The organism is Gilvimarinus sp. 1_MG-2023 (assembly GCF_030548285.1).
This window is the reverse complement of record NZ_JAUOSC010000001.1, coordinates 476,662-501,110: the sequence shown is the minus strand read 5'-3', so window position 1 is coordinate 501,110 and position 24,449 is coordinate 476,662. Positions and strand designations below refer to the sequence as shown.

Below are 24,449 nucleotides of genomic sequence, written 5' to 3'. Positions count from 1 at the left end.
CAACACTATGATCCCAGTAATTGCCTTGGTTGGCCGGCCGAATGTCGGAAAGTCCACCATGTTTAACCGCTTAACCCGCAGCCGCGATGCCATTGTCGCCAACTATGCGGGGCTGACCCGCGATCGTAAATACGGCGAGGGAAAAATCGGTGATCACCGATTCATGCTGGTCGATACCGGTGGTATCAGTGGCGAGGAAGAGGGCATCGACACCGCAATGGCCAATCAATCTTTGTTGGCGATGGATGAGGCTGACATCGTATTGTTTATGGTGTCGGCGCGCGATGGCTTATTAGCAGCGGACCATTTAATTGCTAAGCAACTGCGCCAGCGCGGCAAACGTGTTTATTTGGTTGTCAATAAAATTGATGGTCATGATCCCGATATGGCACTGGCTCCGTTCTATGAGCTTGGTTTGGGCGAAGTGTTTGCCACTACCGCTACCCACGGCCGTGGTGTGACCAGCATGATGGAAGATGTGTTGGCGGAACTACCCGAGCCTGAACTTGACCCCGAGGCACAGGCACCCAAGGGCATTAAAATGGCCATTGTGGGCCGGCCGAACGTGGGCAAGTCAACCTTAGTAAATCGTATGCTCGGTGAGGATCGCGTGATTGTGTATGATCACCCTGGCACCACGCGAGATAGTGTTTATATTCAGTATGAGCGCTTCGATAAGCCCTATACCATTATTGATACTGCCGGTGTTAGACGGCGCAAAAATGTCGCATTGACGGTCGAAAAGTTTTCCATTGTGAAAACACTGCAAGCCATTGATGACGCCAATGTCGTCATACTGGTTATCGATGCCCAAGAAGGTATTGTGGAGCAAGACTTGCACCTGATGGGTACGGTCATTGATGCTGGCCGCGCTCTGGTGATTGCCCTTAATAAATGGGATGGCCTGGAAGAGGGGCATAAGCAATACGTTAAAAATGAACTGGATCGGCGCCTTCGCTTTGTCGACTTTGCTAATATTCATTTTATTTCAGCTCTGCACGGTACCGGTGTCGGCAATCTTTATAAGTCGATCGAGCAAGCGTATCAAAGTGCCACGGACAAGCTCTCCACCAGCTTTTTAACTCAAGTGTTGCAAGACGCAGTCGTTGAACACCAGCCGCCGATGATTAACGGGCGCCGAATTAAATTGCGCTATGCTCATGCTGGCGGCAGTAATCCGCCCATCATCGTGGTGCACGGTAATCAAACTGCAAAAATACCTGCGCACTATGTTCGGTATTTAGAAAAAACCTATCGCAAAGCGCTTAATCTGCGTGGCACCCCGGTACGTGTTGAATTTAAATCGTCAGACAATCCCTTCTCGGGTCGTAAAAAACCTGTGCCCAAACGCAGTGCCCGCCGAGCCCCTCGCAAGGGCGGTTAACCGTAAAAAAGAGTGAATCCTTTTCTCTTAATTGGCCTTACCTTAGGGGTGGGCCTAGCGCTGCAATTTACCCGTTGTGCGGGGGAGCTCACGGCGTCCCGTCTCAATGCTTTTGTTATTTATATTGCATTGCCGGCATTAATCTTGTTGGAAACGCCACGCTTAACCTTCGATAGTACGCTTATCTTGCCGGTGCTTGTGGCTTGGTTAGTGATGTTGGTGACTTCGCTGGCGGTATTAATACTGGGCGTTGCTTTGCGTTGGCCAAAACCAATTTTAGGTTGCTTGCTACTAATACTGCCACTGGGGAATACGGGTTTTGTTGGGATTCCCCTTATTGATGCATTGGTAGGTAAAGAGGGTATAGGCTACGCCATATTGTACGATCAATTTGGCACTTTCTTAGCGCTTAACACTTATGGTATTGCGATTGCTGTGGGGTTTAGTGGTGGCCATAGTTCGCTTTCCTTGATTCTCGGTCGCATTGTTCGGTTTCCTCCTTTTATTTGTTTATGGGTGGCCTTGGCAATCGCCTTGAGCGGTTGGTCTTATCCACCATGGCTGCAGACGTCTCTCGCGTATTTGGCTTGGAGCTTAGTGCCCGTAGTTATGGTGGCAGTGGGTATTTCTTGGCATTTGAAGTTAGCCGCGAGCGACCTAAAAGTATTTATCGGCGCCTTAATAGCACTGTTAATCTTCAAGCCGTTACTGGCACTCGGAGCCACCTGGGTGTTGGGGGAGGATGGACTCGTTCAGCTAGTGGTGGTGTTGGAGGCGGGGATGCCGGCGATGATCTCTGCCGGCGTGTTGGCTATGCGCTACCAATTAGCCCCAAAACTTGCAGCCTCCCTAATGGGGTATAGCTTATTGTTTGCTATACCCAGTTTATTGTTTTGGCGCTGGCTCTTGGTGTAAAAAACCTCTAGTGTTGTCTTTGCGGCTTTGGCTGTAAGAAATTTCACCGGTAGAGAATTCTGCCGAGTTGCGAAAGACTAAAACCAGAGCCTGCCGTTTAGCGGGTACCCCTGAACGCACAGAAACCTGATGAAAAGCCCCTTAGCTGTTTTGATGCCAAAAGGGTTGGCCAATGGTGGGTGTGCTGGGATGGGCCGTCTGGCGTTTTTGCATCAATCCCGCTCGATAGGCATCGCGCCCAGCGCTAATGGCACTGCGAAAACTGGCCGCCATTAATGCTGGGTCTTGCGCTTTGGCCACGGCGGTATTGAGCAGCACTCCATCAAAGCCCAGCTCCATGGCATCACAGGCTTGTGAGGGCGCACCTAACCCGGCATCAATAATCAGTGGGCAGTCAAATCGCTGGCGCAAAGCTTTTAATGCATAGCGATTAAGCAGGCCGCGGCCAGTGCCAATCGGTGCTCCCCAGGGCATCAATACTTGGCAGCCTGCTTCGCGCAAGCGCTGACATAAAATTAAATCATCCGTGCAATAGGGCAGGACACAAAAATCTTGTGCGATTAATTCCTGTGCCGCTTCTAACAATTGAAAGGGGTCGGGTTGTAAATTGTAATCGTCACCGATTACTTCGAGTTTGACCCAGTTGGTGGCAAATAACTCCCGTGACATAAGGGCTAGATTGATGGCCTCTTTGGCGGATTTACAGCCTGCGGTGTTGGGCAATAAAGTACAGCCAGTCGATTGAATCATCTGCCAAAAACGTTCGCCATCGCCTTGTGCTGGGTTTTGACGACGCAGGCCCAGTGTCAAAATTTCAGTTTGCGATGTTGCAACCGAATCAAGCATTATTTCTGGCGATTCGTAGAGTGCGGTGCCGAGTAAAAAGCGACTGTTAAAAGTTTTACCGTAGAGTGTTAACGGGTCTGTCAGTGTCTGGTTGCTCATCAGCCACCTCCTACCGGTTGCACAATTTCAACTTGATCACCCTCGCTTAAGCGGGTGCTGGGGTAAGCCGAGCGAGGCACGAATTCACCGTTGAGCGCGCAAGCCACCCGGCTTGGCTCACTTTGCCATTGCTGTAAGGCATCGCTCAGACTCGCGGGTGCCTTTAATGTGACAGGCGAGGCGTTGATGGCAATACTAATGTCGTTAGACTTCATGGGTTGCTTGTTCCGAATGAGGCTGTGAAATAAGTTGTTCGCACGCCAAGTTGTTTTGGCCATGCAGTATGGATAAGGTTTGGGCAACGACTAATGGGGCTAATAAATAACCGTGGCGAAATAAACCGTTGGCACTGATTAGGCCTTCGTTTGCGCTCACGTGGGGCAAATTATTGGCGTATGCTGGGCGCAAGTTAACACCGGCCTCAAGAATTCGCGCCTCGGCAAATGCCGGGGCCAGTGTATACACCGCGCTGGAGAGTTCCAGATTGGATTGCAGTGAAATAGGGGAGAGATCTTCGCTTTCTAACTGCGTTGCCCCTATAACAAAACGGTGGTTGGGTTTGGGAACGATATACAGCTGGTAGCGCGGGTGCATCAAACGCACCGGCCGCTGTAGAGTGACCTCTCGGGTTTCAAGGTGCAGCGTCTCACCTCTTACCCCTCGAAGGGTTGGCTGATCAAACCTGGCCCCGGCGCCGCGACAATCAATGACCCAGTCGTGTTGAAAGTGTCGTCCTGAATTGAGATCGGTTATCTGCTTGGGGCTAACACTCACCTCGCTGTCATACCAGATGGTGACATCGGTTCGCTGCAGCCATTGATCGAGACCGGCCAGAAGTGCGCGGTTGTCTAAATGTGCCTCGGGGTTGATCCACAATCCTTGATCTAATTGATTGCTTAGGTCGGGTTCGAGTTCGCTGACTTGCTGACGATTGAGCATGGTTAATGTCATGCTGGTGTTCTCATCGGCAATTCGTTGACTGTCTCGATAAAATTGGGTCAACTCGGCTCGGTCTTGCGGGTGGGCGACGATCAAACTGCCTTGTTGTTGTATGGCATGGCTCAATCCCAGCTCGCGGCACCAGTTAGCCCAGGTATTGATTGCCTCGGTGCCCGCCCGATAAATACTTGGATGCGAAGCGGCCGCCTCGCTGATAGGGGCCAGCATACCCGCTGCTGTATAGGCGGCACTGGTGTTTGAACCGGAGCGGCCTTTGTCGTAGACCGTGACTGAGTGGCCCAATAAAAGCAGCCGCCATGCCAGTAAACGCCCGAGCAAGCCGTAACCGGCTATGGCGATATTGAGTGGGTGTTTGGCCGTGGGATATTGATGCATAGTGCCTCAAAAACGCGAGGCTGGACGAGGGGATGCCCGAGCTCGGCTCTGGCATCACTTGTTTCCTCCGCAGGTTCCAGCCTGTTCAGGTTCAACGGGTTCGGACGTACCGATCTCAGCCTCCGTACCGCTTATTTGCGGCCGAGGCACCCCGACAAGTGTGCTCAATATAAAGGGATTACTCCTCGCTTGCAATGACCTCGCACCGCAGGCGGCCATTGCCCAATCTAGCGTTAAGAGTTTCGCCCGTCGACACCTGTTGATGATGCTTGATCAGTTGACCCGAGTCGTTGGTGAGAGCTGAGAAGCCGCGCTCCAGTGTGGCCAGAGGGCTGACGCTATTAAGAACATGAGCTTGTTCGTGCAGCGTTTGATGACTGGTGTTAAGTTTTATCGACATCGCTTGTTTGAGCCTGTCGGTTAATTGAGTCTGCTCGCGTTGCAGCTTCCGCAAAGTGTGTTGTGGGGTGGCCCGGGTTAAGCGCTGCTGAATTTGTAGCTGGCGCGTTTGTTGTTGTTTTAATGGAAAAGATATGCCTTGCAGGAGGCGGGCTTCGAGCTGGTCAAGCTGCTGAGCTTGGTGGCGAAGTTTTTCGCCGGGATGACGCAAACGCTGATTCAGCCCCTCCAGTCGTTGGTGCGCATGCTTTAGCTTGTTGAGTATCTGTTGTGCCAGTACAGTTTCGCGACTGCGCAGTTGCTGTAATATTTCTCGTGTATTAGGTACAGAGAGTTCGGCGGCCGCAGAGGGGGTGGGCGCGCGCAGATCGGCCACAAAGTCGGCAATGGTAAAATCAATTTCATGGCCAACGGCGCTTATCACTGGAGTGGTCGACTGGAAAATGGCGCGCGCTAAGCGTTCATCATTAAAAGCCCACAAATCTTCAATGGAACCACCGCCGCGGGCGAGAATGATGGTGTCGAACCAACCGCAGCGCTCGGCGAGTTGTAGTGCTTGGATAATTGCCGGCGCCGCTTGTTCACCTTGCACTGGCACGGGTATAACCGTAATGGGTAGGCTTGGGTAGCGCCGTTTAGCTATGGATAAAATATCGCGAATAGCCGCCCCGGTGGGTGAGGTAATCACGGCAATATGCTGCGGCTGGTCGGGCAGAGGCAGTTTGTGCTCTGGGGCAAATAACCCCTCGCGCTCGAGACGCCCCTTAAGAGCCTCGTATGCGCGCTGCAAGGCACCGAGCCCAGCTTCCTCCATGTGTTCGGCAATAAGCTGGTAATCGCCGCGACCCTCGTAGATGCTAACGCGGGCGCGAATTAGTACTTGATTGCCGTTCTCGGGGGCAAACCGAACCGACTGGTTGCGGTTGCGGAACATGGCGCAGCGTACTTGTGCCTGTTCGTCTTTAAGCGTGAAATACCAGTGGCCGGAACTGGGTCGCGCCAGATTGGAAATTTCAGCCTCCACCCAGACTAAGGGGAGGTGAGTTTCCAGCAATTGCCGGCTGATCCGATTGAGCTGGCTAACGCTGACGATCTCTGGTCTGTTTTGGCCGCTTTGATTGGCGCTAAATTCAGTACTGTTGTTCATTTTGTCATTGTATCAGAGCGGGGCGGGGCAATTGCCCGTCAATGTCATAAAAGTAAAATAATTTCAGGGGGTTAGCGAGCTGCTTTGAGGTAATTTTGGGTTTACCTTAGCCGCTACAATGCGCTATAATTCGGCGCTTATTTTTCCCAAGCGAAAAAGGTTGGAGTGCTATGTTGCGAATCGCTGAAGAAGCTCTCACATTCGACGATGTGTTACTGGTTCCCGGATTTTCCGAGGTGACCCCAAAAGATGTGTCATTAAAGACACAATTGACGCGTGATATCGCACTCAATATCCCTCTGATTTCTGCAGCCATGGATACCGTAACCGAGGCACGACTGGCGATTGCTATTGCACAGGAAGGCGGGATAGGCATTATCCATAAAAGTATGCCTATTGACGCTCAAGCCCAACAAGTCCGCGCGGTGAAAAAATACGAAGCCGGTATGGTGAAAGATCCGATCACCATTGAGGCCAGCGCTTCGATTAGTGAATTGTTGGCGCTCACCAAATCCAATAATATTTCCGGTGTGCCAGTGCTGGAAAACGGCGATTTGGTTGGCATAGTGACCGGTCGTGATGTGCGTTTTGAGTCCAATCTCGACGCTTCTGTCGCGTCTATTATGACCCCGAAAGACAAACTTGTAACGACCCGCGAAGGCGCCAGCCCAGATGAAATTCGCGCCCTGTTGCATAAGCACCGTATCGAGAAAGTACTGGTGGTAAACGACAAGTTTGAGTTGTGCGGCATGATTACCGTTAAGGACATCAACAAGGCCGAACAATACCCCAATGCCAGTAAAGACCCTGAGGGTCGTTTATTGGTAGGCGCCAGTGTTGGCACCAGCGCTGACACCGATGAGCGTGTTAAAGCATTGATGGATGCCGGTGTTGATGTATTAGTGGTTGATACCGCCCACGGTCACTCGAAAAATGTCATTGATCGGGTGCGCGATATTAAGACTAAATTTCCCGGTGTGCAGGTGATTGGCGGCAATATTGCGACCGCCGCCGCTGCTAAAGCACTGGCTGAAGCCGGTGCCGATGCGGTAAAAGTCGGTATTGGCCCAGGTTCCATTTGTACTACCCGTATTGTTAGCGGTGTGGGCGTACCCCAGGTAACCGCTATTGCAAATGTCGTTGCGGCTTTGGAGGGCACAGGTGTGCCCGTTATTGCCGATGGTGGAGTGCGCTTTAGTGGTGATTTGGCAAAAGCCATTGTCGCCGGTGCCAATGCTGTGATGATGGGCTCAATGTTCGCTGGTACCGAAGAGGCCCCCGGTGAAGTTGAGCTTTATCAGGGCCGTACTTATAAAGCCTATCGTGGTATGGGTTCCTTAGGCGCCATGGCGCAAACACAGGGCTCGTCCGATCGTTATTTTCAAGACGCCAGCGAAGGGGCGGAAAAATTAGTCCCCGAGGGTATTGAAGGGCGTGTACCCTACAAAGGCCCACTGAGCGCTATCGTGCATCAAATGATGGGCGGCTTGCGTTCAGCGATGGGCTACACTGGTAGCCAGCATATCGACGAGATGCGCACTAAGCCTGAATTTGTGCGCGTAACCTCAGCTGGTATGGGGGAAAGTCATGTACACGATGTGCAAATTACGAAAGAAGCCCCTAACTACCCGGTTAGCGGACGCTAGTGTCGCGCTTATTAAACCCGTAAAATCAACCCCTGCTAGCACAGGGGTTTTTCTTTTATCACTTGGTACAACGGAATATTAATGACTCAGGATATTCACGCTCAGCGTATATTGATTCTCGATTTTGGCTCGCAGTACACCCAGCTGATTGCGCGACGTGTGCGCGAAGTAGGGGTCTATTCAATCATTCGTGCTTTTGATATGAGCGAAGACGAAATTCGCGAGTTTGACCCTAGCGGTATTATCCTTGCTGGCGGCCCAGAATCGGTAACCGTTGCCAATTCGCCTCGCGCGCCTAAGGTTGTGTTTGAACTGGGCGTGCCGGTGTTGGGTATTTGTTATGGCATGCAGACCATGGCCGAGCAGCTTGGCGGACAAGTGCAAGGCTCAAACGTCCAAGAGTTTGGCTATGCACAAATCAAGGTCGAAAGTGCCGGTCCCTTGCTGGACGATATTAAAGACCATATTGAAGCCGACGGCAGCGCACTGCTCGATGTGTGGATGAGCCATGGTGACAAAGTGATTCGTGTACCAGAGGGTTTTGAGGTGATGGCCTCTACACCTTCGTGCCCAATTGCGGCCATGTACTGTGAAGAAAAAGAATTTTACGGTTTGCAGTTCCACCCTGAGGTGACTCATACCTTGCAAGGCAAGCGTATTTTTGAGCATTTTGTTTTAAAGCTTTGTGGTTGCGATGCACTTTGGACACCCGCTAACATTGTCGAAGATGCCTTAGTGAAAATTCGCGAGCAAGTCGGCACAGATAAAGTGTTGCTGGGTTTATCGGGTGGTGTTGATTCCTCTGTTGTGGCGGCTTTGCTGCACAAAGCTATCGGTGATCAGCTCACCTGTGTGTTTGTCGACAACGGGTTGTTGCGCAAAGCCGAAGGCGACCAAGTGATGGACATGTTCGCCAAAAATATGGGTGTTAAGGTTATTCGCGCCGATAAAGAGGCGCTGTTTTTAGGGCGCTTGGAGGGGGAGGTCGACCCAGAGCGCAAACGTAAAATTATTGGTAACAGCTTTATCGAAGTCTTCGATGAAGAAGCCGCCAAAATTAAAGATGTAAAGTGGTTGGCGCAGGGCACTATTTATCCCGATGTGATTGAGTCGGCCGCGGCTAAAACCGGTAAGGCGCATGTTATTAAGTCGCACCACAATGTGGGCGGTTTGCCCGACGATATGGCGCTTGAGTTAGTTGAGCCTTTGCGCGAACTGTTTAAAGATGAAGTGCGTGCGATTGGCTTAGAGTTAGGCCTGCCGTATGACATGGTGTATCGCCACCCATTCCCAGGCCCAGGCCTAGGCGTGCGAATTTTAGGTGAAGTGAAAAAAGAGTACGCCGATATTTTACGCGAGGCCGATGCTATCTTTTTAGAAGAGCTGCACGCGGCCGATTGGTACCACAAAACCAGTCAGGCGTTTGCGGTGTTCTTGCCGGTTAAGTCGGTAGGGGTGGTGGGCGATGGTCGTCGTTATGAGTGGGTGATTGCGTTGCGTGCCGTCGAAACCGTCGACTTTATGACCGCTCGCTGGGCACACTTGCCTTACGAGTTGTTGGAGAAAACCTCTAACCGTATTATTAACGAAATCTCTGGCGTTTCACGGGTGACTTACGATGTATCGAGTAAGCCGCCTGCGACCATTGAGTGGGAATAAATCCACACTGAGCGATATAATCGCTTACCCCGCATTACTACCGAGCTTGAGAGGGCACTGAGCCCTCTTAAGCTCGATGCCCGTCAAAAAATAACCTTGTGCCACACGCTACGAACGGTTCCGGTTAAGTTGCCGCCTGCAGCTTATTGGATTAAAGGCTTATTGTGCATGGCTTGCCGGTCAATCTTAACAAAGTAATCTTTAAGGAAATCAATTAAGAGTCTGAGCTTTTTTGAATCGGCACTTCCTGGCGGAAAAACCCCATAGATATCAATATTATCGAGCTGATAATCATCCAGCACAGACTCTAAGAGCCCCGCTTGAATTTTAGGTCGGGCATCGTAAAGTGGAATTCGCCCTAAGCCATGGCCACCTTCGACAAAGGCGGTGCGGGCCGCAGCATTATTTGTGCTAATCTCGCCTTTTACGGCAACACTGTATGAGCGACTACCCTTGCTAAGCTCAATAGCGCCAGACGTCAGCTTGTAAATAACTCAGGTGTGCTGCTCTAATTCCGTTGGGGTGGTCGGCCGGCCGTGTTTTTTAAAATAGGAGGGCGCGCCACACAGGCAGGTAGGCAGCGTCGACAACTTGCTCGCTTGCAGTCCTGAATCGACTAATGGCGCGCCACGTATCGCTAAGTCGATCCCTTCTTTGACGATGTTCACCACCTCATCCGTTAGCATGACATCCAGCTCAATTTTAGGGTACAGGCGATGAAACTCATTGAGCGCTGGCACGAACATCTGCAGCCCGGCGTTAACCGGGCAGGTGATCTTTAATAAACCCTCAGGCTCATTTTTGAGGTTCTCCATTTGTTGATTGGCACGTTCGGCCTGTTCTGCAATGATGCGGCAGGACTTGTAATACTCGCCACCGGCCTCGGTTAATGTGATGGCCCGAGTCGTGCGGTTGAGTAGTTTTACGCCAATCTGCGATTCCAGTTTCTTTATATGATAACTGACCACCGCACGTGATAAGCCAATGTGCTTGGCGGCTGCGGTGAGGTTGCCTTGCTCGACGACCTGAGCAAAAACCACCATGCTTTTAAGTTGCTCGAATGATACATTCATAACCAATTGTATCAATATATTTAACAATGTTGTCAATTTTGTTTGTATTCTTCAATTTAATTTAAGGGAATACACTGTAGGCAAGACTTAAGCAACCAATGGTTAGAGGGCAATAACATGACTGAAGTAAGCGCTAAAAGAGTATTAATGGTTCTCACCTCCCATGACAAGCTAGGCAACAGCGGTGAAAAGACGGGTTTTTGGATCGAAGAGTTTGCGGCACCTTATTACGCTCTGGCTGATGCGGGTGTTCAGGTAACGCTGGCCTCACCCGCTGGTGGTCAGCCCCCTGTAGACCCTAAAAGTGAGCTGGAAGATTTCCAAACGACGTCCACTCGTCGCTTCGATGCCGATAAACACGCACAGGCTTTAGTGGCAAATACCACCAAGCTGGCAGACGTTAACGCTGAGAATTATGACGGTGTGTTTTACCCAGGAGGCCACGGCCCTTTGTGGGATTTAACTGATAATGGTGACTCCATCGCCTTGATCGAAAATTTTCTGGCGACGAATAAGCCGGTTGCCGCTGTCTGTCACGCACCTGCTGTGTTTTTGAATGTGAAAGATGCTAACGGCGAGTATGCGGTTAAAGGCAAAGCGGTGACGGGATTTACCAACGCTGAAGAAGCAGCGGTGCAACTTACGGACGTTGTGCCTTTCTTATTAGAGGATGAGCTGAAGAAGCGCGGGGCTGAGTTTCAAAAAGTGGCCGATTGGCATGCCTTTGCCGTTAAAGATGGTTTGCTAATCAGTGGTCAAAACCCACAAAGTTCAGAACTCGCTGCAGAAAAGTTATTGGCTGCACTGACGTCTTAGATTGGAGAGACTCGCAATGTTAAATTTTAGTTTTCACAATACCACCCAAATTCATTTTGGTGAGGGGCAAATACAAGCTCTGCGCCAGGCAATACCAAAAACCGCCAAGGTGTTGGTCACCTATGGTGGTGGCTCGATCAAGATGAATGGCGTTTATGACCAAGTGGTTGAAGCGTTGAATGAGCATGTTTGGTTTGAGTTTTCCGGCATCGAGCCCAATCCACAATATGAAACACTGATTAAAGCCAAGGACTTAATTCAAGAGCATGATATTGATTTTCTCTTGGCCGTTGGCGGGGGATCTGTTGTCGATGGTACTAAGTTTATTGCGGCGGCGGCACTGTTCGAAGGAGACGACCCTTGGGATTTTATCGCTAAAGGAGAGCCTATTAAGCAGGCCTTGCCACTGGCGTGTGTATTAACATTGCCGGCTACGGGTTCGGAGTCAAATTCTGGCGCTGTCGTGACTCGCGATGGCAATAAACTGCCGTTTATGAGCCCTTACGTTCAACCGGTGTTTGCCGTGCTTGACCCTTCGGTTACTTTGTCGCTGTCTGATCGTCAAATCAGCAATGGTGTCGTCGATGCTTTTGTTCATACGATGGAGCAATACTTAACGTATAGCGTCGATGGCAAAGTGCAAGATCGTTTTGCTGAAGGATTATTGCTTACCCTGATCGAAGAGGGACCCAAAGCATTGGCCGCTGACACAAAAGCGGATTTGAATGTTCGCAGTAATATTATGTGGGCGGCAACCATGGCGTTGAATGGCCTAATTGGCGCTGGTGTGCCACAAGATTGGTCGACTCATATGATTGGTCATGAGTTGACGGGCTCGTATGGCATTGATCACGCCCGCACATTGTCGATAGTGTTGCCAGCGGTCATGAAGGTGTGCAGTAAAGCTAAGCACGAGAAACTATTGCAGTACGCCGAGCGTGTTTGGAATCTAACAGACGGAAACGACGATGTGCGTATACAACGGGCGATTGAATTGACTGAGGAGTTTTTTAAGTCGATGCAAATGCCAACTCGTCTGTTTGATGTTGATTTAGGTGAGGCCGATATCGACGGCTTAATTGAGAAGTTAATCCAGCATGGCATGCTTAAGCTGGGTGAGCACGGCGACATTACCCCCGAGGTTAGTCGCAAAATTTTACAGACTGCGGTTTAGTTTGACCCGCTGAAAGTAGGAGTAAAGATATGAACGTTTCCAGTGAACAAAACATCGAAGCTAATCGCCAGTGGCAGCTAGCCGGTCGCCCGCAAGGCGCGCCAACGTTAAGTGATTTTAATTTGGTTACGATCGATAAGCCTACGCCAAAAGACGGTGAGCTTCTATTGCGTGTAGTCTACCTTTCTTTAGATCCTTATATGCGGGGTCGCATGAATGATGCTAAATCATACGCTGCGCCTGTAGCCATTGGTGATGTTATGGTGGGGGGGACGGCATGTCGTGTTGAGGCCTCCAACCACCCGGATTTTGCAGTGGGAGAGTGGGTGCTTTCCTACTCGGGGTGGCAGGATTATGCCATTTCCGATGGCACTGGGCTGCTAAAGTTGGGGGCTGAACCTAGTCAGCCTTCTTACGCTTTAGGTGTTATGGGAATGCCAGGTTTAACCGCGTATATGGGCCTACTGGACATCGGCCAACCTAAGGCCGGTGAAACCATTGTGGTGGCGGCAGCGACCGGAGCCGTTGGCAGCCTGGTGGGGCAAATTGCAAAAATCTATGGTTGTAAGGTCGTTGGTATTGCCGGTGGCGCCAACAAGTGTCGGTCTGCTGTAGAAGATTTAGGGTTTGATGCTTGTGTTGACCATAAATCCCCGGATTTTGCCGAGCAATTAGCGAAAGCCTGTGACGCGGGTATCGATGTCTGCTTTGAAAATGTTGGCGGCAAGGTGTTTGACGCTGTATTGCCATTGCTGAACACAAGCGCTCGCGTACCTTTGTGCGGTCTTATTTCGCAATACAACGCGACCAGTTTGCCTGAAGGGCCAGACCGCCTATCAATGCTAATGGGGTCCTTGCTGATTAAGCGTATCAAGATGCAAGGGTTTATTGTGTTTGACGATTACGGCCATCGTTACGACGAGTTTAGTCAAGCAATGACGCAATGGCTACAGGAAGGAAAAATAAGCTACCGTGAGCATTTGGTTGATGGTTTGGCCAGTGCTGTTGAGTCGTTTATCGGTCTGCTGGAAGGCAAAAATTTCGGCAAGTTAGTTGTACGTGTTGGTCCTGATCAGCTTTAACACTTCCTCAGGAATATCTTACCAGCCTTGGCATTGAAACATTATTACGCTAATTCACGTAATAATGCTTGCCACTGAGTATGTTTGCCATTTTAGCGTTTGGCTTACTATTGCCATCGCACGGAAGTGGTGGAGCGCTGGTAGGGAAAATGCGGACTATACGGTTGTCGCTGATAAACAGCCGGGCTTTGTAATTTGCCAAAGCCCGGCTTAGTTGTTTTTAGTTATTCCGGCAGTGGAATAAACTGCTCTTCGTCACCTGGCACTTTGGGGAAGCTTCCAGCCTGCCAGTCTAATTTTGCTTGTTCTATCAGTGCTTTGTCACTGGCAACAAAGTTCCACTCCATGTAGCGTTTGCCAACCGATGCGCCGCCCACAACCACGAGGGTGGTATCGCGATTAGCCGTCACGGTGGTGCCCGCCTCAGCGTCGAATATCGCCATGCTATGCTCTTCTAATGTCGTGTCTTTAAGAGTCAGCTCGCCTTCGACCACATACAAGGCTTTCTCATCTGCGGCGGGCAGTTCAAGGCTTTGGCCGGTTTTTAGACGCGCCTCAATGTACAAGGTTTCCGAGAGGGTCTTTACCGGCGAGGTGACGCCGTAGGCGCTGCCCATCATAACCCGCACCGGTACGCCGTTCTGCTTTACGGTGGGAATGTCTAATTGATCGTAGTGGAAGAACCCCGGTTCGCTCTGCTCTAGCTCCGTGGGCAGGGCGAGCCAAAGCTGCAGGCCGTGGATATCCTGAGGCCCGGCTTTAATTTCTGCTCGCTGGCGCTCTGAGTGCACAATGCCGCGACCTGCCACCATCAAGTTAATGTCACCGGGTAATACCCGCGCCTCGGTACCCAGCGAATCACGATGTAGCATTTCACCGGTAAAGAGATAGGTGACCGTAGCCAAACCGATATGAGGGTGCGGCCGAACATCGATTCCCTGGTCTTTTTTAAAATGAGCGGGCCCCATATGATCGAAAAATACCCACGGGCCAACACTGCGGCACTCCGTGGTAGGTAGGGTGCGGCGCACGCAAAACCCACCCAGATCTTTGTCTTTGGGTTTAAGCACCAGTTTTAACGCGCTGCAGCCGCTGATAACGCTGCAATCTTGTACCAGTTCGGATGCGAGGTTACTCATAATTAACTCCTGTTAAAAAAAGGGCACCCCTTTAGTGTTAGATGCCCGTTAGGTTCTGCCTTAGCCTTTATTGATCCGGTTAAGTATGCTCTATTTAGGCTGCTTCACAGGCAAAGAAAGTTACTGCAAAGCCGCCGAGGTTGATGTCGTCAACCTGCACTAAAGGCTCCCAAATTGACCGCGCTGTAAGTCGTCAAACGCCTGCAAGATTTCTTGCTTGGTATTCATCACAAAAGGGCCGTGCCCCACGATAGGCTCATTAATGGGCTCGCCGCTCAGCAGCAGTACCAAGCTGTTTTGCGAGGCATGTAGAGTGACCTCGGTCTCTTTGCGCTCGAGTGACACCAGGCTTCCCTCGCTGAGTGGTTCGGAGCCATTGACGCTCACTTCGCCCTGCAGAATCACCACAGCCGTGGTCCAGCCATCGGGTAAGTCGAGCAGCGCTTTCCCTCCCGCATTCAGTTGTAAGTCCCACACCTGCATCTGGCTGAAGGTATCGGCAGGGCCTTGATGCCCTTCAAACTGACCGGCGATGGGGCGAAGTTGGCCCGCATTGTTCGCCAGCTCGACGGTTGGGATATCCGCCTTGGTAATGCTCTGATAGCCCGGTTGGGTCATTTTGTGTTTTTGAGGTAAATTGACCCAAAGTTGCACCATCTGCAGGTTGCCGCCGTTCTGGCTAAATGATCTGGAGTGGAATTCTTCATGCAGGATGCCAGCACCTGCGGTCATCCACTGTACGTCACCGGGGCCAATAATACCGCCTTGGCCGGTAGAGTCGCGATGCTCCACTTCACCTTGATAAACGATGGTCACCGTTTCAAAACCTCGGTGTGGGTGCTCGCCCACGCCACGCTTTTGACCGTCGGCCGGAAACAGCATCGGACCGGCGTAATCCAGCAGCAGAAAAGGACTCATCTGGCTGCCTTGATTGTGATAAGAAAACAGCGAGCGCACCGGAAAACCATTGCCTACCCAGTGGCTGCTAGGGGCTTTAATAATACTGGCGATTGATTTCATAGGATTCTCCTGTCGTCGTTTATGGCTATTAATGATATAGAGAGAGCAGTAATGCGCTAGACTGCTAAAATGAGTCTCACTGTTGCATAAATGGAACGATAGGTATGCAAGACCTGAATGACCTCTATTATTTTGTTAAAGCGGTGGAATATGGTGGTTTTGCACCGGCGAGCCGGGCGTTGTGCATTCCTAAATCTAAGCTGAGCCGCCGTATAGCAGCGCTGGAGGAGCGGTTAGACACCAAATTGATCTACCGCTCCACTCGCAGCTTTCAATTAACCGAGGTAGGGCAGACCTACATCCAGCACTGCAAGGCGATGTTGGTGGAGGCGGAATCGGCGCAGGAGGTGATTGACTCGTTAAAATCCGAACCCAGAGGGACTATTCGCCTGACGTGCCCGATCGCGCTATTGCACGCCCATGTTGGCTGTATGTTGGCCGATTTTATGCGGCAGTATCCGCAGGTAAATATTCAACTTGAGGCTTCTAACCGGCGGGTGGACTTGATTGCCGAGGGAGTCGATGTCGCAATACGCGTGCGACCGCCGCCGATTGAAGACAGTGACCTTGTGATGCGGGTGCTGTCTGAGCGCAGTTTGAGCTTGGTGGCGAGTCCGGGGTTGGTCGCAAGCCACGGCCAACCGAGCCACTTAACGGACCTGTCTGCGTGGCCAAGTTTGGGGCTGGGCCAGCCTCAATACTCGTTTGTCTGGCGCTGGCACTCGCCGAACAGTCAGATGATTGAGGTGCCGTTTAAGCCGAGATTTGTCACGACCGATATGCTCGCGCTTCGCAATGCTGCTTTAGCCGGTGTCGGCGTGGTGCAACTGCCGACCTTGATGGTCACGCAGCAAATTAATGAGGGTAGCTTGATTAAACTGCTCGACGGCTGGCGTGCTCCACGGGAAGTTATTCATGTGGTGTTTCCTTCTCGCCGCGGCTTGCTGCCATCGGTACGGACCTTGATAGATTTTTTGGCAGATCGTTATTCAAGCTTTGATGAACAGTAGCGCAGATTTTTCTTGTATTGATGTTCTTTGCACATTAATCAGCATAAAAGGAGTGACCAAGTGAGGATACTGAATAAAAAAATTGTCGATTGCTGTTGTGGGCCTGCTTCAGCGCGGCGACAAATAGGGGGCTTGGTTTTGCTGCTCGCAAGCGCGCTTTTGGCCGCTTGCGGTCAGTTGTTGTCGGGTAAGGTCTACACAGAACTCGATACTTTAAAGGCGGGTGAATACCAGCTTGACCCAAACCATACCCGGGTATTGTTTAAAGTGAATCACTTAGGTGTTTCGTCTTTTGTTGGGCGCTTTAACCAAAGCCGGGCGGCGTTAGATTTTAATGAGTCTGACCCCGCTGCCAGTGCCATTGTGGCTGATGTCGAGATGGGGTCACTGGATATTAATCGCCCCGACTTCGCCGATACCTTAATGGGGTGCGATTGGTTGTGCGTGGAAGATTATCCAAGCGCGCGGTTTGAGTCTCGCGGTCGCGCCGAGGTGGACGGTCAACAACTGAAGTTTAATGGTGATCTGGCCTTTCGCGGGGTGACTCAGCCCAGTGTCTTAATCGTTAATATCAATGGCGCCACTACGAATCGGTTAACGGGTGATTACACCCTCGGCTTTGAGGCGCAGTTAGTGTTCCTGCGTTCAGACTTTGGTATGGATCGGTTTATTCCTGCGGTGGGGGATGAGGTCACCATCGAGGTTTATGCCGAATTTATTCGCCAGTAAGTTTGATGCCTTCCGGGCCAATAGTAATTAAGCGCTGCTTATACAATGCCCCCAGTGCTTTTTTGTAGGCGCCTTTACTGACGTTAAAAGTTTTATAGATATCGTCGGGGTTGGCGCGATCTCCTAGCGGTGATTGGCCGTCGTGACTGTTTAAGTGGTCGAGAATTTTTTGCTGCAATCGGTCGCGACCTTTATCCCCCGGTGGTTGCAGGCTAAGGTCGATTTTTCCGTCTTGGCGAATAGCTTTAATATAGCCTTTGGTTTTCTCACCGTAGTGTAACGGTTTAAAAGCGTCGTCACGAAATACAAGTCCGAGATAGCGATCATTAATCACCGCTTTAAAACCCATATCACTCCGGCCACAAATCAGCAGCTCTACCGGTTGGCCGACGTCTAAGTCTTGCGTGCTTTCTATTAAGTGGCGATTCAGTTTCGAGGAGCCCACAATTCGATCTGAGTAGGGGTCGAGGTAGAGTGTGACTACGTAGGAACGATCCACTTCAAAACGTTTGTGCTGTTCGTTGTAGGGCACTAGTAAGTGTTTGGGCAGACCCCAGTCCAAAAAGGCCCCTGCATCGTTTATATCAACCACTCGCAATAGAGCTGTTTGGCCGACGGTGACCACGGGTTTTAACGTGGTCGCCACTAAAATATCTTGGCTGTCTAGGTGGATAAATACATCGACACTCTGGCCCAGCGCCATGGCTTCGGTGACGTAGCGTTTAGGCAATAAAATTTGTCCCAGTTCGCCGGCATCCAGATAAGCTCCGAAATCAACGAATTTTACGATGGGTAGCTGATTGTATTGTCCGATTTGTGCCATGGGGTATACCGTTGTTAGCAGCTGTTAGTCCGATACATTAATGCATCGAGTTTTTTAGTTGTATTAGGATTTTGAACTCTTGCTCTGTCACCGGTTGTACGGACAGGCGGCTCTGTTTGCGCAGTACCATGTTATCCAGTGCTTGGATGTATTTGATGGTTTGCATGCTGATGACTTGTGCAAACACTTCTTGCAGTTGAATATCAACGCTAAACCAGCGCGGTGTTTCAAGACAAGATTTTCCGTCAAAGTACGAACTGCTGGAGTCAAATTGTAATGGGTCTGGGTAAGCCCCCGAGACAACCTTGGCGGTGCCCACAATACCCATTGCTTTGCAGCGGCTGTGATAAAACAGTACGGTGTCGTCCTTGGCAATTTGGTCGCGCAATAGATTGCGCGCCTGATAATTGCGAATGCCATCCCAGCGCGTGGTTTGCCGGGGCTCAGCGGCCAAGTGTTGTATGCCGTAACAATCGGGTTCTGATTTAAATAGCCAGTAGGGCATAAACTTTATCGGGTGGTCTGTACTGTCAATTTAACGCTTATCGTCTGTGGTATCAAAAGCTTTCAGTCTTTCGGCCGTTTCTTTGTCTACCAGCTCAAGCTCCATTCGGCGCGCACCAGTATCAACGCTTTTAACTTTTACACAGACGCTGTCATCGAGGAAGAATTCAGCCGTCGGGGTGGTAAGCGTCAGTCTGCCACTGTCAAACTTGGGTTTAGGTTTGCCTTTTTCCGATAAAGGAACAAAGCCATCGAGCCCAATATCATCGAGTTTTACATTAATGCCGCGGCCGCTTACCCCAACAATAGTACCAAAGTGCACAGTGCCTACTTTGTCGGACATGTACTGACAAAGCAGCCAAGACTCCAGCATGCGCGTGGCTTGGCGGCCGCGAGTGAGAGTATCTTGTATGCTTTCTACGCTATCGCTGGTGGCACTTGGGGCGGGCGTTTTGTTGAGTAATGCTTTGAGTGCGTAATGGTTGTATAGGTCTTGGTAGCGTCGAATGGGCGATGTGACGGTGGCGTAGTGCTCAAAGCCCAATCCAAAGTGGCCTTTATTTTCAAGACTTAAACTTCCAGCTTGCTGCATACGCTGCAAAAGAGAGTTTAGGCGTGCTTTAGTTTGATCGCTGGTATCCGGCTGGCGCAGAGCTCGAAACAGGGTGCGAAAGTGTTCAAGTTCGCTAAAGTCTTTATCCGCTAGTTCGGGCAATTCATTGGCTATCAGCTGATTAACCTCGGCGACTCGTTCGGGACGAAAGCCGATGTGGGTGGAAAATAGGCCTGTATTGGGCGTTTCACTAAACAACTTGCCGGCACAGATATTGGTGGCAAGCATGGCTTCTTCAACGAGTTTTTGCGCCATATTGCGCTGACGTTTTTCAATACGTTCTATTTTTTTACGATCATTTAAATAGTATTGAAAATCGGCCCGATCCTCCATTACCAATCCGTGTTGTTGGCGATAATTGAAGCGGGCAGTGGCCACTTGGTTTAGTGCTTGTAAACTAGCGATTACAGGGTCCGGCAGTGCCTGCTGAAGGTCTTCACTGTCTTGCCCTTCTAGTAGATCGGTAACACCCTGATAATTTAATTTGTGGTGAGATTTGATTTTGGCAAATTTAAATTCGAAGTCGGTTATTTTTCCGTCTTGGTCGATGTGCTGTGTGCACACTAATACGGGTCGAACAGCCTCGGGAACAAGAGAAAAAGTCTCGTGGGATAATTCCGAAGGCAGCATGGTGATCGGGTGACCCAATAGGTACAGAGTCGAGGCCCGCTGGCGAGCGCTCAGTTCCAGCTCGCTGCCGTAGTCAATCACGCTGCCGGGGTCGGCGATGGCAGTGGTTAGCACCCAGCCGGTATCGTTTGCCACGCAGTGCAGGGCGTCGTCCATATCGCGCGTAAATTCCGAGTCTATTGTTACGAAAGGTATTTCGGTGAGATCCTCGCGCGCTAGAGTGGCTAATGCTTGATCATCAATTGAGTGAGAAATGCGCTGCGCCTGCTCTCCTGCCGTGTCGTCCCATTCGCTGGTCAATTGATATTTAGCGGCAACATAGCGGCCTTCAATGCCCGCTTCTTCGGGTCTGCCGATACGTTCGGTAACTTTAATTTGGCCTTTGCCATCGTATTTAAATGGGTGGCGTATGACATCGCACTGCACCAAGTCCCCTTCAGCGCAATTGGTTCTATTTTGAGGTGGAATAAAAAGCCAGCGAGTAAAGGGGGGGAGGTCGGGCTCGACAAAGTGAGCGGCGCCTTTGCGCACATAGCGACCCACAAATTGTTTAAGTGAGGTGCTGAGCAAAGTTTCCAGCGTAGCTTCTAGTTGTTTTTTATTGTTTTCGGTTAGGCTGACCTTGACCCGGTCGCCCGGCAGTACTCGCAGCATCTGCTCGGGGTCGACAAAGGCATCCCGGCCGTCGTCAAGGCGTACAAAGCCAAAGCGCTTGGAGGTGGCTCTTATCACCCCTTCTGCAAATTCTTTTTCCGAGACGATAGAGGTTTTTAATTGGGTCAGTTGCGAGAGGGCATCTTTGCTGAGCATGAATCACTACTTGTTGATTGGGCGGGTTCAATAAAGAGACATGATAACAGGAATTGCCGCTTTTCGTGTTGGCTATAGTATCATTGCGCCATGGATTTACTAAATCAATTGATATTACTAGGCGCTGTTCTTTTTCTGATCAGCATTTTGGCCAGCGCGCTATCGCCCCGAGTGGGGATGCCTCTGTTGTTGGTGTTTTTACTGGTCGGCATGCTGGGCGGTGAAGAGGGCCTAGGCGGTATAGCTTACGATGATGTCCAGTCAGCGCTGTTTCTGGGTACTTTGGCGCTGGCAGTGATTCTGTTCGATGGTGGCTTGAGGACGGATATCCACAATTTTCGTGTGGGTCTACGCCCGGCGCTGGTCTTGGCCTCTGTGGGGGTTGTGATAACCGCCGGTATTTGTGGTGCTCTGGTTGCTTGGCTTTTGGATTTGTCGTGGGCCGAGGGTATGCTGGTCGGTGCGATTGTCGGCTCAACCGATGCGGCGGCGGTATTTTCCGTGCTCAATATGCAGGGATTGGCCTTGAAGGCCCGTGTCGGAGCCACACTAGAGATAGAATCGGGTTTAAATGACCCTATGGCGATTTTTTTGACCATTACCATGGTCGAATTCATTCGCATGGGGGGCACAGGGCTGGATTGGGCTATGGGGCTAACCTTCTTTTGGCAGATGGGGGTTGGTGCTTTAGTAGGTATTGTTGGTGGGCGCGTACTGGCCTGGGGCGTTACAAAGCTTGAATTAAGCCCCGGTTTGTATCCTCTATTGGCTCTATTTGGCGGGCTGTCGATCTTCGGCTTAGCTGCGGTTGTTCAGTCCAGTGGCTTTTTGGCCGTCTACATGGCCGGCCTTATGGTGGGTAATCGTGTGTCCCGTGGGCTTTACAATATTCAGCGCTTTCACGATGGTATCGCCTGGCTGGCTCAAATCAGTCTGTTTTTAATGCTCGGTTTGTTAGTGACGCCATCCGAGCTGATCAGTTATGCCCCCAGCGGGTTTCTTATCGGGTTGTTACTGATTCTAGTAGCGCGTCCTATTGCAGTGACCGTTTCGCTTATTCCCTTCCAGTTTTCCTGGCGTGAAAGCTTATTTATCTCCTGGGTGGGGCTGCGCGGTGCAGTTCCTATCGTGTTGGCAATGTTTCCCTGGGTGGCGGGGCTGGAACACTGGCCATTCTTTTTCAATATCGCTTTTTTTATCGTGATTGTCTCGCTGGTCTTACAGGGCTGGACGGTAGCGCCGCTGGCCCGTTGGTTAAAAGTCGAGGTGCCCACCAGTAGCTCACGAGTGCAAAGGGTTGAGCTTGGTGTGCCTGGTCAAGCTGACTATGAGTTTGTCGGTTACAAGCTTTTGGAAGATTCACCTGCCATTCGTTCCGGCTTGGACCGATTACCCACTAATCTTGATGCTCAGGTCATTTGCGTATTACGCGACAGCGAGCCGGTTAGAGAGCTAGAAGGCTGTCAGCTAGCCGTGGGTGATCATGTGTATCTTCTGGCAGCAGTGGTAGCCCTACCAGGGTTGGATAAATGGTTAGTCGGTGAGCCAGAGCCAGATCGCTTAACGGCACAAGCCTTCTTTGGTGAGTTTGTGGTGTCTCCACGGGCCAAGTTACGGGATTTAAGCGAGGTTTATGGGTTTGAGGTGCCTGAGCATATGGCCAATTGGAGCATCGGTCGCTATATTTACAGCCGTTATAAGAAGCCCGTGGTAGGGGACCGGGTGGATTTAGGCCATGTGGAATTTATTGTGCTCAATATGCAAGATGCGAAAGTCACCAAAGTGAGTTTAAAGCTGCATCATTAAGAATAAAGACGAGCCATCACTCAAGATTTAATCAGCTGGGCCGATAGTATAAGAACGGCGGTAGTAAGGATAACCGCTGATTGGTGTACTACACTGATTTAAAAACATAATGACTTTAGTGAGGCTTGGCCGCAATGAGTTGGTATAACAATATGAGCTTTCGCTGGAAGCTCTCTCTCCCCCTTATGATATTGGTTTTGTTGTTTTTATACTCCAGTATCTACTCGATTTTCTCCTCCCGCACTCTGGCCGATAACGCCGATACCATAGCCGACATCAACTTACAGGAAATCCAACTGATTTTGCAGGCCGACCGGGATTTGTATCAGGCATTAACAGCCGAGCGCACTATCTTTGTCAGCGGTGTGGTCGATGTCGGGGTGAGCGCCTTAAAGGCAGAACACAAAGATAATGCCGAGCAGGCAAAGCAGCGATTTTTGCAATCGCTGTCCATTTCCAATAGCGCGACCGATGACGAGAAACGACAGTTTTTAGGTTTATATGATGCTTGGTATCAATATAGTTCGAACCTAGTCGATCAAGCTGCCAATGGTGACCCTAATGCGGTAGACGGTATTGAGCTTGAGGGCTTCGAAAGAAGTTATGAGTTATTTGATGCTGTGCGCACTTTTATGGATGTGGTGGGGGAGCGACGCCTGCAACACGTAAGTGAGTTTCAAGAGCGAATTAACAATGAGGCCAATTCGATTACAGGTCAATTGATGACCATTGCTATTGTGTGCACCTTGGTCGCTATTTTGGCTGCTATTTTGTTACCTATTATGGTCATTCGGCCCATTAAGGCCATCGGGGATCGTATTCAAAATATTGCCGAGGGCGATGGCGACCTGACTATTCGTATCGATGTGGATAGCCGCGATGAGCTGGGTGAGCTTTCGGGGCACGTCAATCGCTTTATGGAAAAGCTGCAAAACTTAATCGGCCGAATACGCTCCACCACAGAAGACGTCGCGTTGTCTGCCAACGACATGCAGGCCGTATCCGCGCAAAGTCAACAAGCAGCCGATGAACAAGTTCAGGCTATTACTATGGTGGTTGCGGCAGTGAATGAATTGACCGTGGCGATTCAAGAAGTGGCTCAAAATACCAATGATACTGCTGACAGTTCTAAACATGCCGCCGAAGTCACCAGCAATGGCCAAGAGCGTATACGAGTTGCAGTGGACCGCGTACAAGAGCTTTCTAATCGCATTAATGACACCGCTCAGGTAATGACGCGTCTTGATGAAGAGGCTAAAAACGTTAACTCTGTGATTGACGTGATCAAAGGTGTGGCCGAGCAAACCAACCTATTGGCTCTCAATGCCGCCATTGAAGCTGCGCGGGCTGGTGAACAAGGTCGTGGCTTCGCGGTAGTAGCCGATGAGGTGCGGACACTCGCCAGTAGAACTCAACAGTCCACGGAAGATATTCAACAAATGCTGGTGCAACTGCAAAACGGGGTGCAAAGTGCTGTGGAGGCAATGAATTTGTCCAATGATATGACCGGTGAGGCAGTACAGGCCGCCAATGAAGGGGGAGAGTCACTGGCTAATATTAATGACGCAGTGGGCTCTATCACCAATATGGCCATCCAGATTGCTACCGCGGCAGAAGAGCAAAGTTCTGTTACAGCGGAAATTGATAAAAATTTAGTGGAGATTAACCAGCTAGCCCTGGATACCTCCGAAGGTTCTGGCAAAACGGCCGAGGCCAGCCGTAATCTCAATCAGTTATCTGATGATTTGCGTGAACTGGTAGGAAGTTTTAAGGTATAAGCAATATTAACT

At 50.6% G+C, this 24,449-nt stretch carries 20 protein-coding genes, 1 pseudogene and 1 riboswitch; of the genes and pseudogenes, 11 read left to right on the top strand and 10 right to left on the bottom strand.

Annotation, left to right across the window (positions count from 1 at the left end; translation table 11 throughout):
- The first annotated feature begins 7 nt into the window (after positions 1-7).
- Together der and Q4563_RS02165 are read left to right on the top strand one after the other, a co-directional pair.
- Positions 8-1,384: a ribosome biogenesis GTPase Der gene (gene der / locus Q4563_RS02170; RefSeq protein ID WP_215977613.1), complete on the top strand. Its 1,377-nt coding sequence runs from the start codon at positions 8-10 to the stop codon at positions 1,382-1,384.
- Positions 1,385-1,396: 12 nt separating this feature from the next.
- The gene (locus Q4563_RS02165; RefSeq protein WP_215977612.1) at positions 1,397-2,299 is read left to right on the top strand and encodes an AEC family transporter; all 903 of its coding nucleotides are present in this window, start codon (positions 1,397-1,399) and stop codon (positions 2,297-2,299) included.
- 141 nt (positions 2,300-2,440) lie between these two features.
- Here Q4563_RS02165 and Q4563_RS02160 read toward each other — a convergent pair whose 3' ends face one another.
- From Q4563_RS02160 to xseA, 4 genes are all read right to left on the bottom strand, one after another.
- Complete coding sequence (locus Q4563_RS02160) at positions 2,441-3,244, bottom strand: thiazole synthase (RefSeq protein WP_215977611.1); 804 nt, start codon at positions 3,242-3,244, stop codon at positions 2,441-2,443.
- Positions 3,244-3,459, bottom strand: coding sequence for a sulfur carrier protein ThiS (gene thiS, locus Q4563_RS02155; protein WP_215977610.1), 216 nt, complete (start codon positions 3,457-3,459; stop codon positions 3,244-3,246). The genes Q4563_RS02160 and thiS overlap by 1 nt, the downstream gene beginning before the upstream one ends.
- Positions 3,449-4,579 carry a glycine oxidase ThiO gene (thiO, locus tag Q4563_RS02150; protein WP_303603446.1) on the bottom strand — a complete coding sequence of 377 codons (1,131 nt, stop codon included), beginning with the start codon at positions 4,577-4,579 and terminating at the stop codon, positions 3,449-3,451. Before thiO ends, thiS begins: the two co-directional genes overlap by 11 nt.
- A gap of 45 nt (positions 4,580-4,624) precedes the next feature.
- Positions 4,625-4,743, bottom strand: a riboswitch (TPP riboswitch).
- Between the two features lie 14 nt (positions 4,744-4,757).
- Complete coding sequence (gene xseA, locus Q4563_RS02145) at positions 4,758-6,125, bottom strand: exodeoxyribonuclease VII large subunit (protein ID WP_303603445.1); 1,368 nt, start codon at positions 6,123-6,125, stop codon at positions 4,758-4,760.
- Positions 6,126-6,295: 170 nt separating this feature from the next.
- Here xseA and guaB point away from each other — a divergent pair, with 170 nt between their 5' ends.
- Both guaB and guaA read left to right on the top strand, forming a co-directional pair.
- Positions 6,296-7,771 (top strand): IMP dehydrogenase, encoded by a 1,476-nt coding sequence (guaB, locus tag Q4563_RS02140; RefSeq protein ID WP_215977607.1) that lies wholly within the window; start codon positions 6,296-6,298, stop codon positions 7,769-7,771.
- Between the two features lie 81 nt (positions 7,772-7,852).
- Positions 7,853-9,430 carry a glutamine-hydrolyzing GMP synthase gene (gene guaA / locus Q4563_RS02135; protein ID WP_215977606.1) on the top strand — a complete coding sequence of 526 codons (1,578 nt, stop codon included), beginning with the start codon at positions 7,853-7,855 and terminating at the stop codon, positions 9,428-9,430.
- A 143-nt stretch (positions 9,431-9,573) separates the two neighbouring features.
- On the opposite strand, the pseudogene Q4563_RS02130 reads toward guaA, so the two are convergent.
- Positions 9,574-10,473 (bottom strand): annotated as a pseudogene (locus Q4563_RS02130) (LysR family transcriptional regulator).
- A gap of 147 nt (positions 10,474-10,620) precedes the next feature.
- Here Q4563_RS02130 and Q4563_RS02125 point away from each other — a divergent pair.
- Genes Q4563_RS02125 through Q4563_RS02115 form a run of 3 tightly spaced genes read left to right on the top strand, consistent with a single transcriptional unit; the run spans position 10,621 to position 13,575 of the window.
- On the top strand, positions 10,621-11,319 hold the full coding sequence (locus tag Q4563_RS02125; RefSeq protein WP_215977604.1) for a type 1 glutamine amidotransferase domain-containing protein: 699 nt from the start codon (positions 10,621-10,623) through the stop codon (positions 11,317-11,319).
- A gap of 16 nt (positions 11,320-11,335) precedes the next feature.
- A complete protein-coding gene (locus Q4563_RS02120; RefSeq protein WP_303603444.1) occupies positions 11,336-12,493 on the top strand; it encodes an iron-containing alcohol dehydrogenase in 1,158 nt (385 codons plus the stop codon).
- Positions 12,494-12,522: 29 nt separating this feature from the next.
- Complete coding sequence (locus tag Q4563_RS02115) at positions 12,523-13,575, top strand: NADP-dependent oxidoreductase (RefSeq protein WP_303603443.1); 1,053 nt, start codon at positions 12,523-12,525, stop codon at positions 13,573-13,575.
- A gap of 224 nt (positions 13,576-13,799) precedes the next feature.
- On the opposite strand, the gene Q4563_RS02110 is transcribed toward Q4563_RS02115, so the two are convergent.
- Positions 13,800-14,714, bottom strand: a complete 915-nt coding sequence (locus Q4563_RS02110) for a pirin family protein (RefSeq protein WP_303603442.1) — start codon at positions 14,712-14,714, stop codon at positions 13,800-13,802.
- A 159-nt stretch (positions 14,715-14,873) separates the two neighbouring features.
- Positions 14,874-15,734, bottom strand: a complete 861-nt coding sequence (locus tag Q4563_RS02105) for a pirin family protein (RefSeq protein WP_303603441.1) — start codon at positions 15,732-15,734, stop codon at positions 14,874-14,876.
- Between the two features lie 104 nt (positions 15,735-15,838).
- Between Q4563_RS02105 and Q4563_RS02100 the strand changes: the two genes are divergently transcribed.
- Complete coding sequence (locus Q4563_RS02100) at positions 15,839-16,744, top strand: LysR family transcriptional regulator (protein ID WP_215977599.1); 906 nt, start codon at positions 15,839-15,841, stop codon at positions 16,742-16,744.
- A 138-nt stretch (positions 16,745-16,882) separates the two neighbouring features.
- Entirely contained in the window at positions 16,883-17,473 is a 591-nt protein-coding gene (locus Q4563_RS02095; protein WP_303603440.1) for a YceI family protein, read from the top strand.
- On the opposite strand, the gene Q4563_RS02090 is transcribed toward Q4563_RS02095, so the two are convergent.
- From Q4563_RS02090 to Q4563_RS02080, 3 genes are read right to left on the bottom strand one after another with little or no spacing between them, the layout of a single operon-like run.
- A complete protein-coding gene (locus tag Q4563_RS02090; RefSeq protein WP_303603439.1) occupies positions 17,460-18,296 on the bottom strand; it encodes a CvfB family protein in 837 nt (278 codons plus the stop codon). The genes Q4563_RS02095 and Q4563_RS02090 overlap by 14 nt on opposite strands.
- 37 nt (positions 18,297-18,333) lie before the next feature.
- On the bottom strand, positions 18,334-18,801 hold the full coding sequence (locus Q4563_RS02085) for an EVE domain-containing protein (RefSeq protein ID WP_303603438.1): 468 nt from the start codon (positions 18,799-18,801) through the stop codon (positions 18,334-18,336).
- A 30-nt stretch (positions 18,802-18,831) separates the two neighbouring features.
- The gene (locus Q4563_RS02080; protein WP_303603437.1) at positions 18,832-20,853 is read right to left on the bottom strand and encodes a VacB/RNase II family 3'-5' exoribonuclease; all 2,022 of its coding nucleotides are present in this window, start codon (positions 20,851-20,853) and stop codon (positions 18,832-18,834) included.
- Positions 20,854-20,943: 90 nt separating this feature from the next.
- Between Q4563_RS02080 and Q4563_RS02075 the strand changes: the two genes are divergently transcribed.
- Both Q4563_RS02075 and Q4563_RS02070 read left to right on the top strand, forming a co-directional pair.
- Positions 20,944-22,659, top strand: coding sequence for a potassium/proton antiporter (locus Q4563_RS02075; RefSeq protein WP_215977595.1), 1,716 nt, complete (start codon positions 20,944-20,946; stop codon positions 22,657-22,659).
- A 134-nt stretch (positions 22,660-22,793) separates the two neighbouring features.
- Positions 22,794-24,437 (top strand): methyl-accepting chemotaxis protein, encoded by a 1,644-nt coding sequence (locus Q4563_RS02070; protein WP_303603436.1) that lies wholly within the window; start codon positions 22,794-22,796, stop codon positions 24,435-24,437.
- Positions 24,438-24,449 lie beyond the last annotated feature (12 nt).

Bases quoted from the DNA above. Each gene is read 5' to 3' on its own strand.
- der (WP_215977613.1), top strand. From the start codon at position 8: ATGATCCCAGTAATTGCCTTGGTTGGCCGGCCGAATGTCGGAAAGTCC.
- Q4563_RS02160 (WP_215977611.1), bottom strand. From the start codon at position 3,244: ATGAGCAACCAGACACTGACAGACCCGTTAACACTCTACGGTAAAACT.
- thiS (WP_215977610.1), bottom strand. From the start codon at position 3,459: ATGAAGTCTAACGACATTAGTATTGCCATCAACGCCTCGCCTGTCACA.
- thiO (WP_303603446.1), bottom strand. From the start codon at position 4,579: ATGCATCAATATCCCACGGCCAAACACCCACTCAATATCGCCATAGCC.
- xseA (WP_303603445.1), bottom strand. From the start codon at position 6,125: ATGAACAACAGTACTGAATTTAGCGCCAATCAAAGCGGCCAAAACAGA.
- guaB (WP_215977607.1), top strand. From the start codon at position 6,296: ATGTTGCGAATCGCTGAAGAAGCTCTCACATTCGACGATGTGTTACTG.
- guaA (WP_215977606.1), top strand. From the start codon at position 7,853: ATGACTCAGGATATTCACGCTCAGCGTATATTGATTCTCGATTTTGGC.
- Q4563_RS02125 (WP_215977604.1), top strand. From the start codon at position 10,621: ATGACTGAAGTAAGCGCTAAAAGAGTATTAATGGTTCTCACCTCCCAT.
- Q4563_RS02120 (WP_303603444.1), top strand. From the start codon at position 11,336: ATGTTAAATTTTAGTTTTCACAATACCACCCAAATTCATTTTGGTGAG.
- Q4563_RS02115 (WP_303603443.1), top strand. From the start codon at position 12,523: ATGAACGTTTCCAGTGAACAAAACATCGAAGCTAATCGCCAGTGGCAG.
- Q4563_RS02110 (WP_303603442.1), bottom strand. From the start codon at position 14,714: ATGAGTAACCTCGCATCCGAACTGGTACAAGATTGCAGCGTTATCAGC.
- Q4563_RS02105 (WP_303603441.1), bottom strand. From the start codon at position 15,734: ATGAAATCAATCGCCAGTATTATTAAAGCCCCTAGCAGCCACTGGGTA.
- Q4563_RS02100 (WP_215977599.1), top strand. From the start codon at position 15,839: ATGCAAGACCTGAATGACCTCTATTATTTTGTTAAAGCGGTGGAATAT.
- Q4563_RS02090 (WP_303603439.1), bottom strand. From the start codon at position 18,296: ATGGCACAAATCGGACAATACAATCAGCTACCCATCGTAAAATTCGTT.
- Q4563_RS02085 (WP_303603438.1), bottom strand. From the start codon at position 18,801: ATGCCCTACTGGCTATTTAAATCAGAACCCGATTGTTACGGCATACAA.
- Q4563_RS02080 (WP_303603437.1), bottom strand. From the start codon at position 20,853: ATGCTCAGCAAAGATGCCCTCTCGCAACTGACCCAATTAAAAACCTCT.
- Q4563_RS02075 (WP_215977595.1), top strand. From the start codon at position 20,944: ATGGATTTACTAAATCAATTGATATTACTAGGCGCTGTTCTTTTTCTG.
- Q4563_RS02070 (WP_303603436.1), top strand. From the start codon at position 22,794: ATGAGTTGGTATAACAATATGAGCTTTCGCTGGAAGCTCTCTCTCCCC.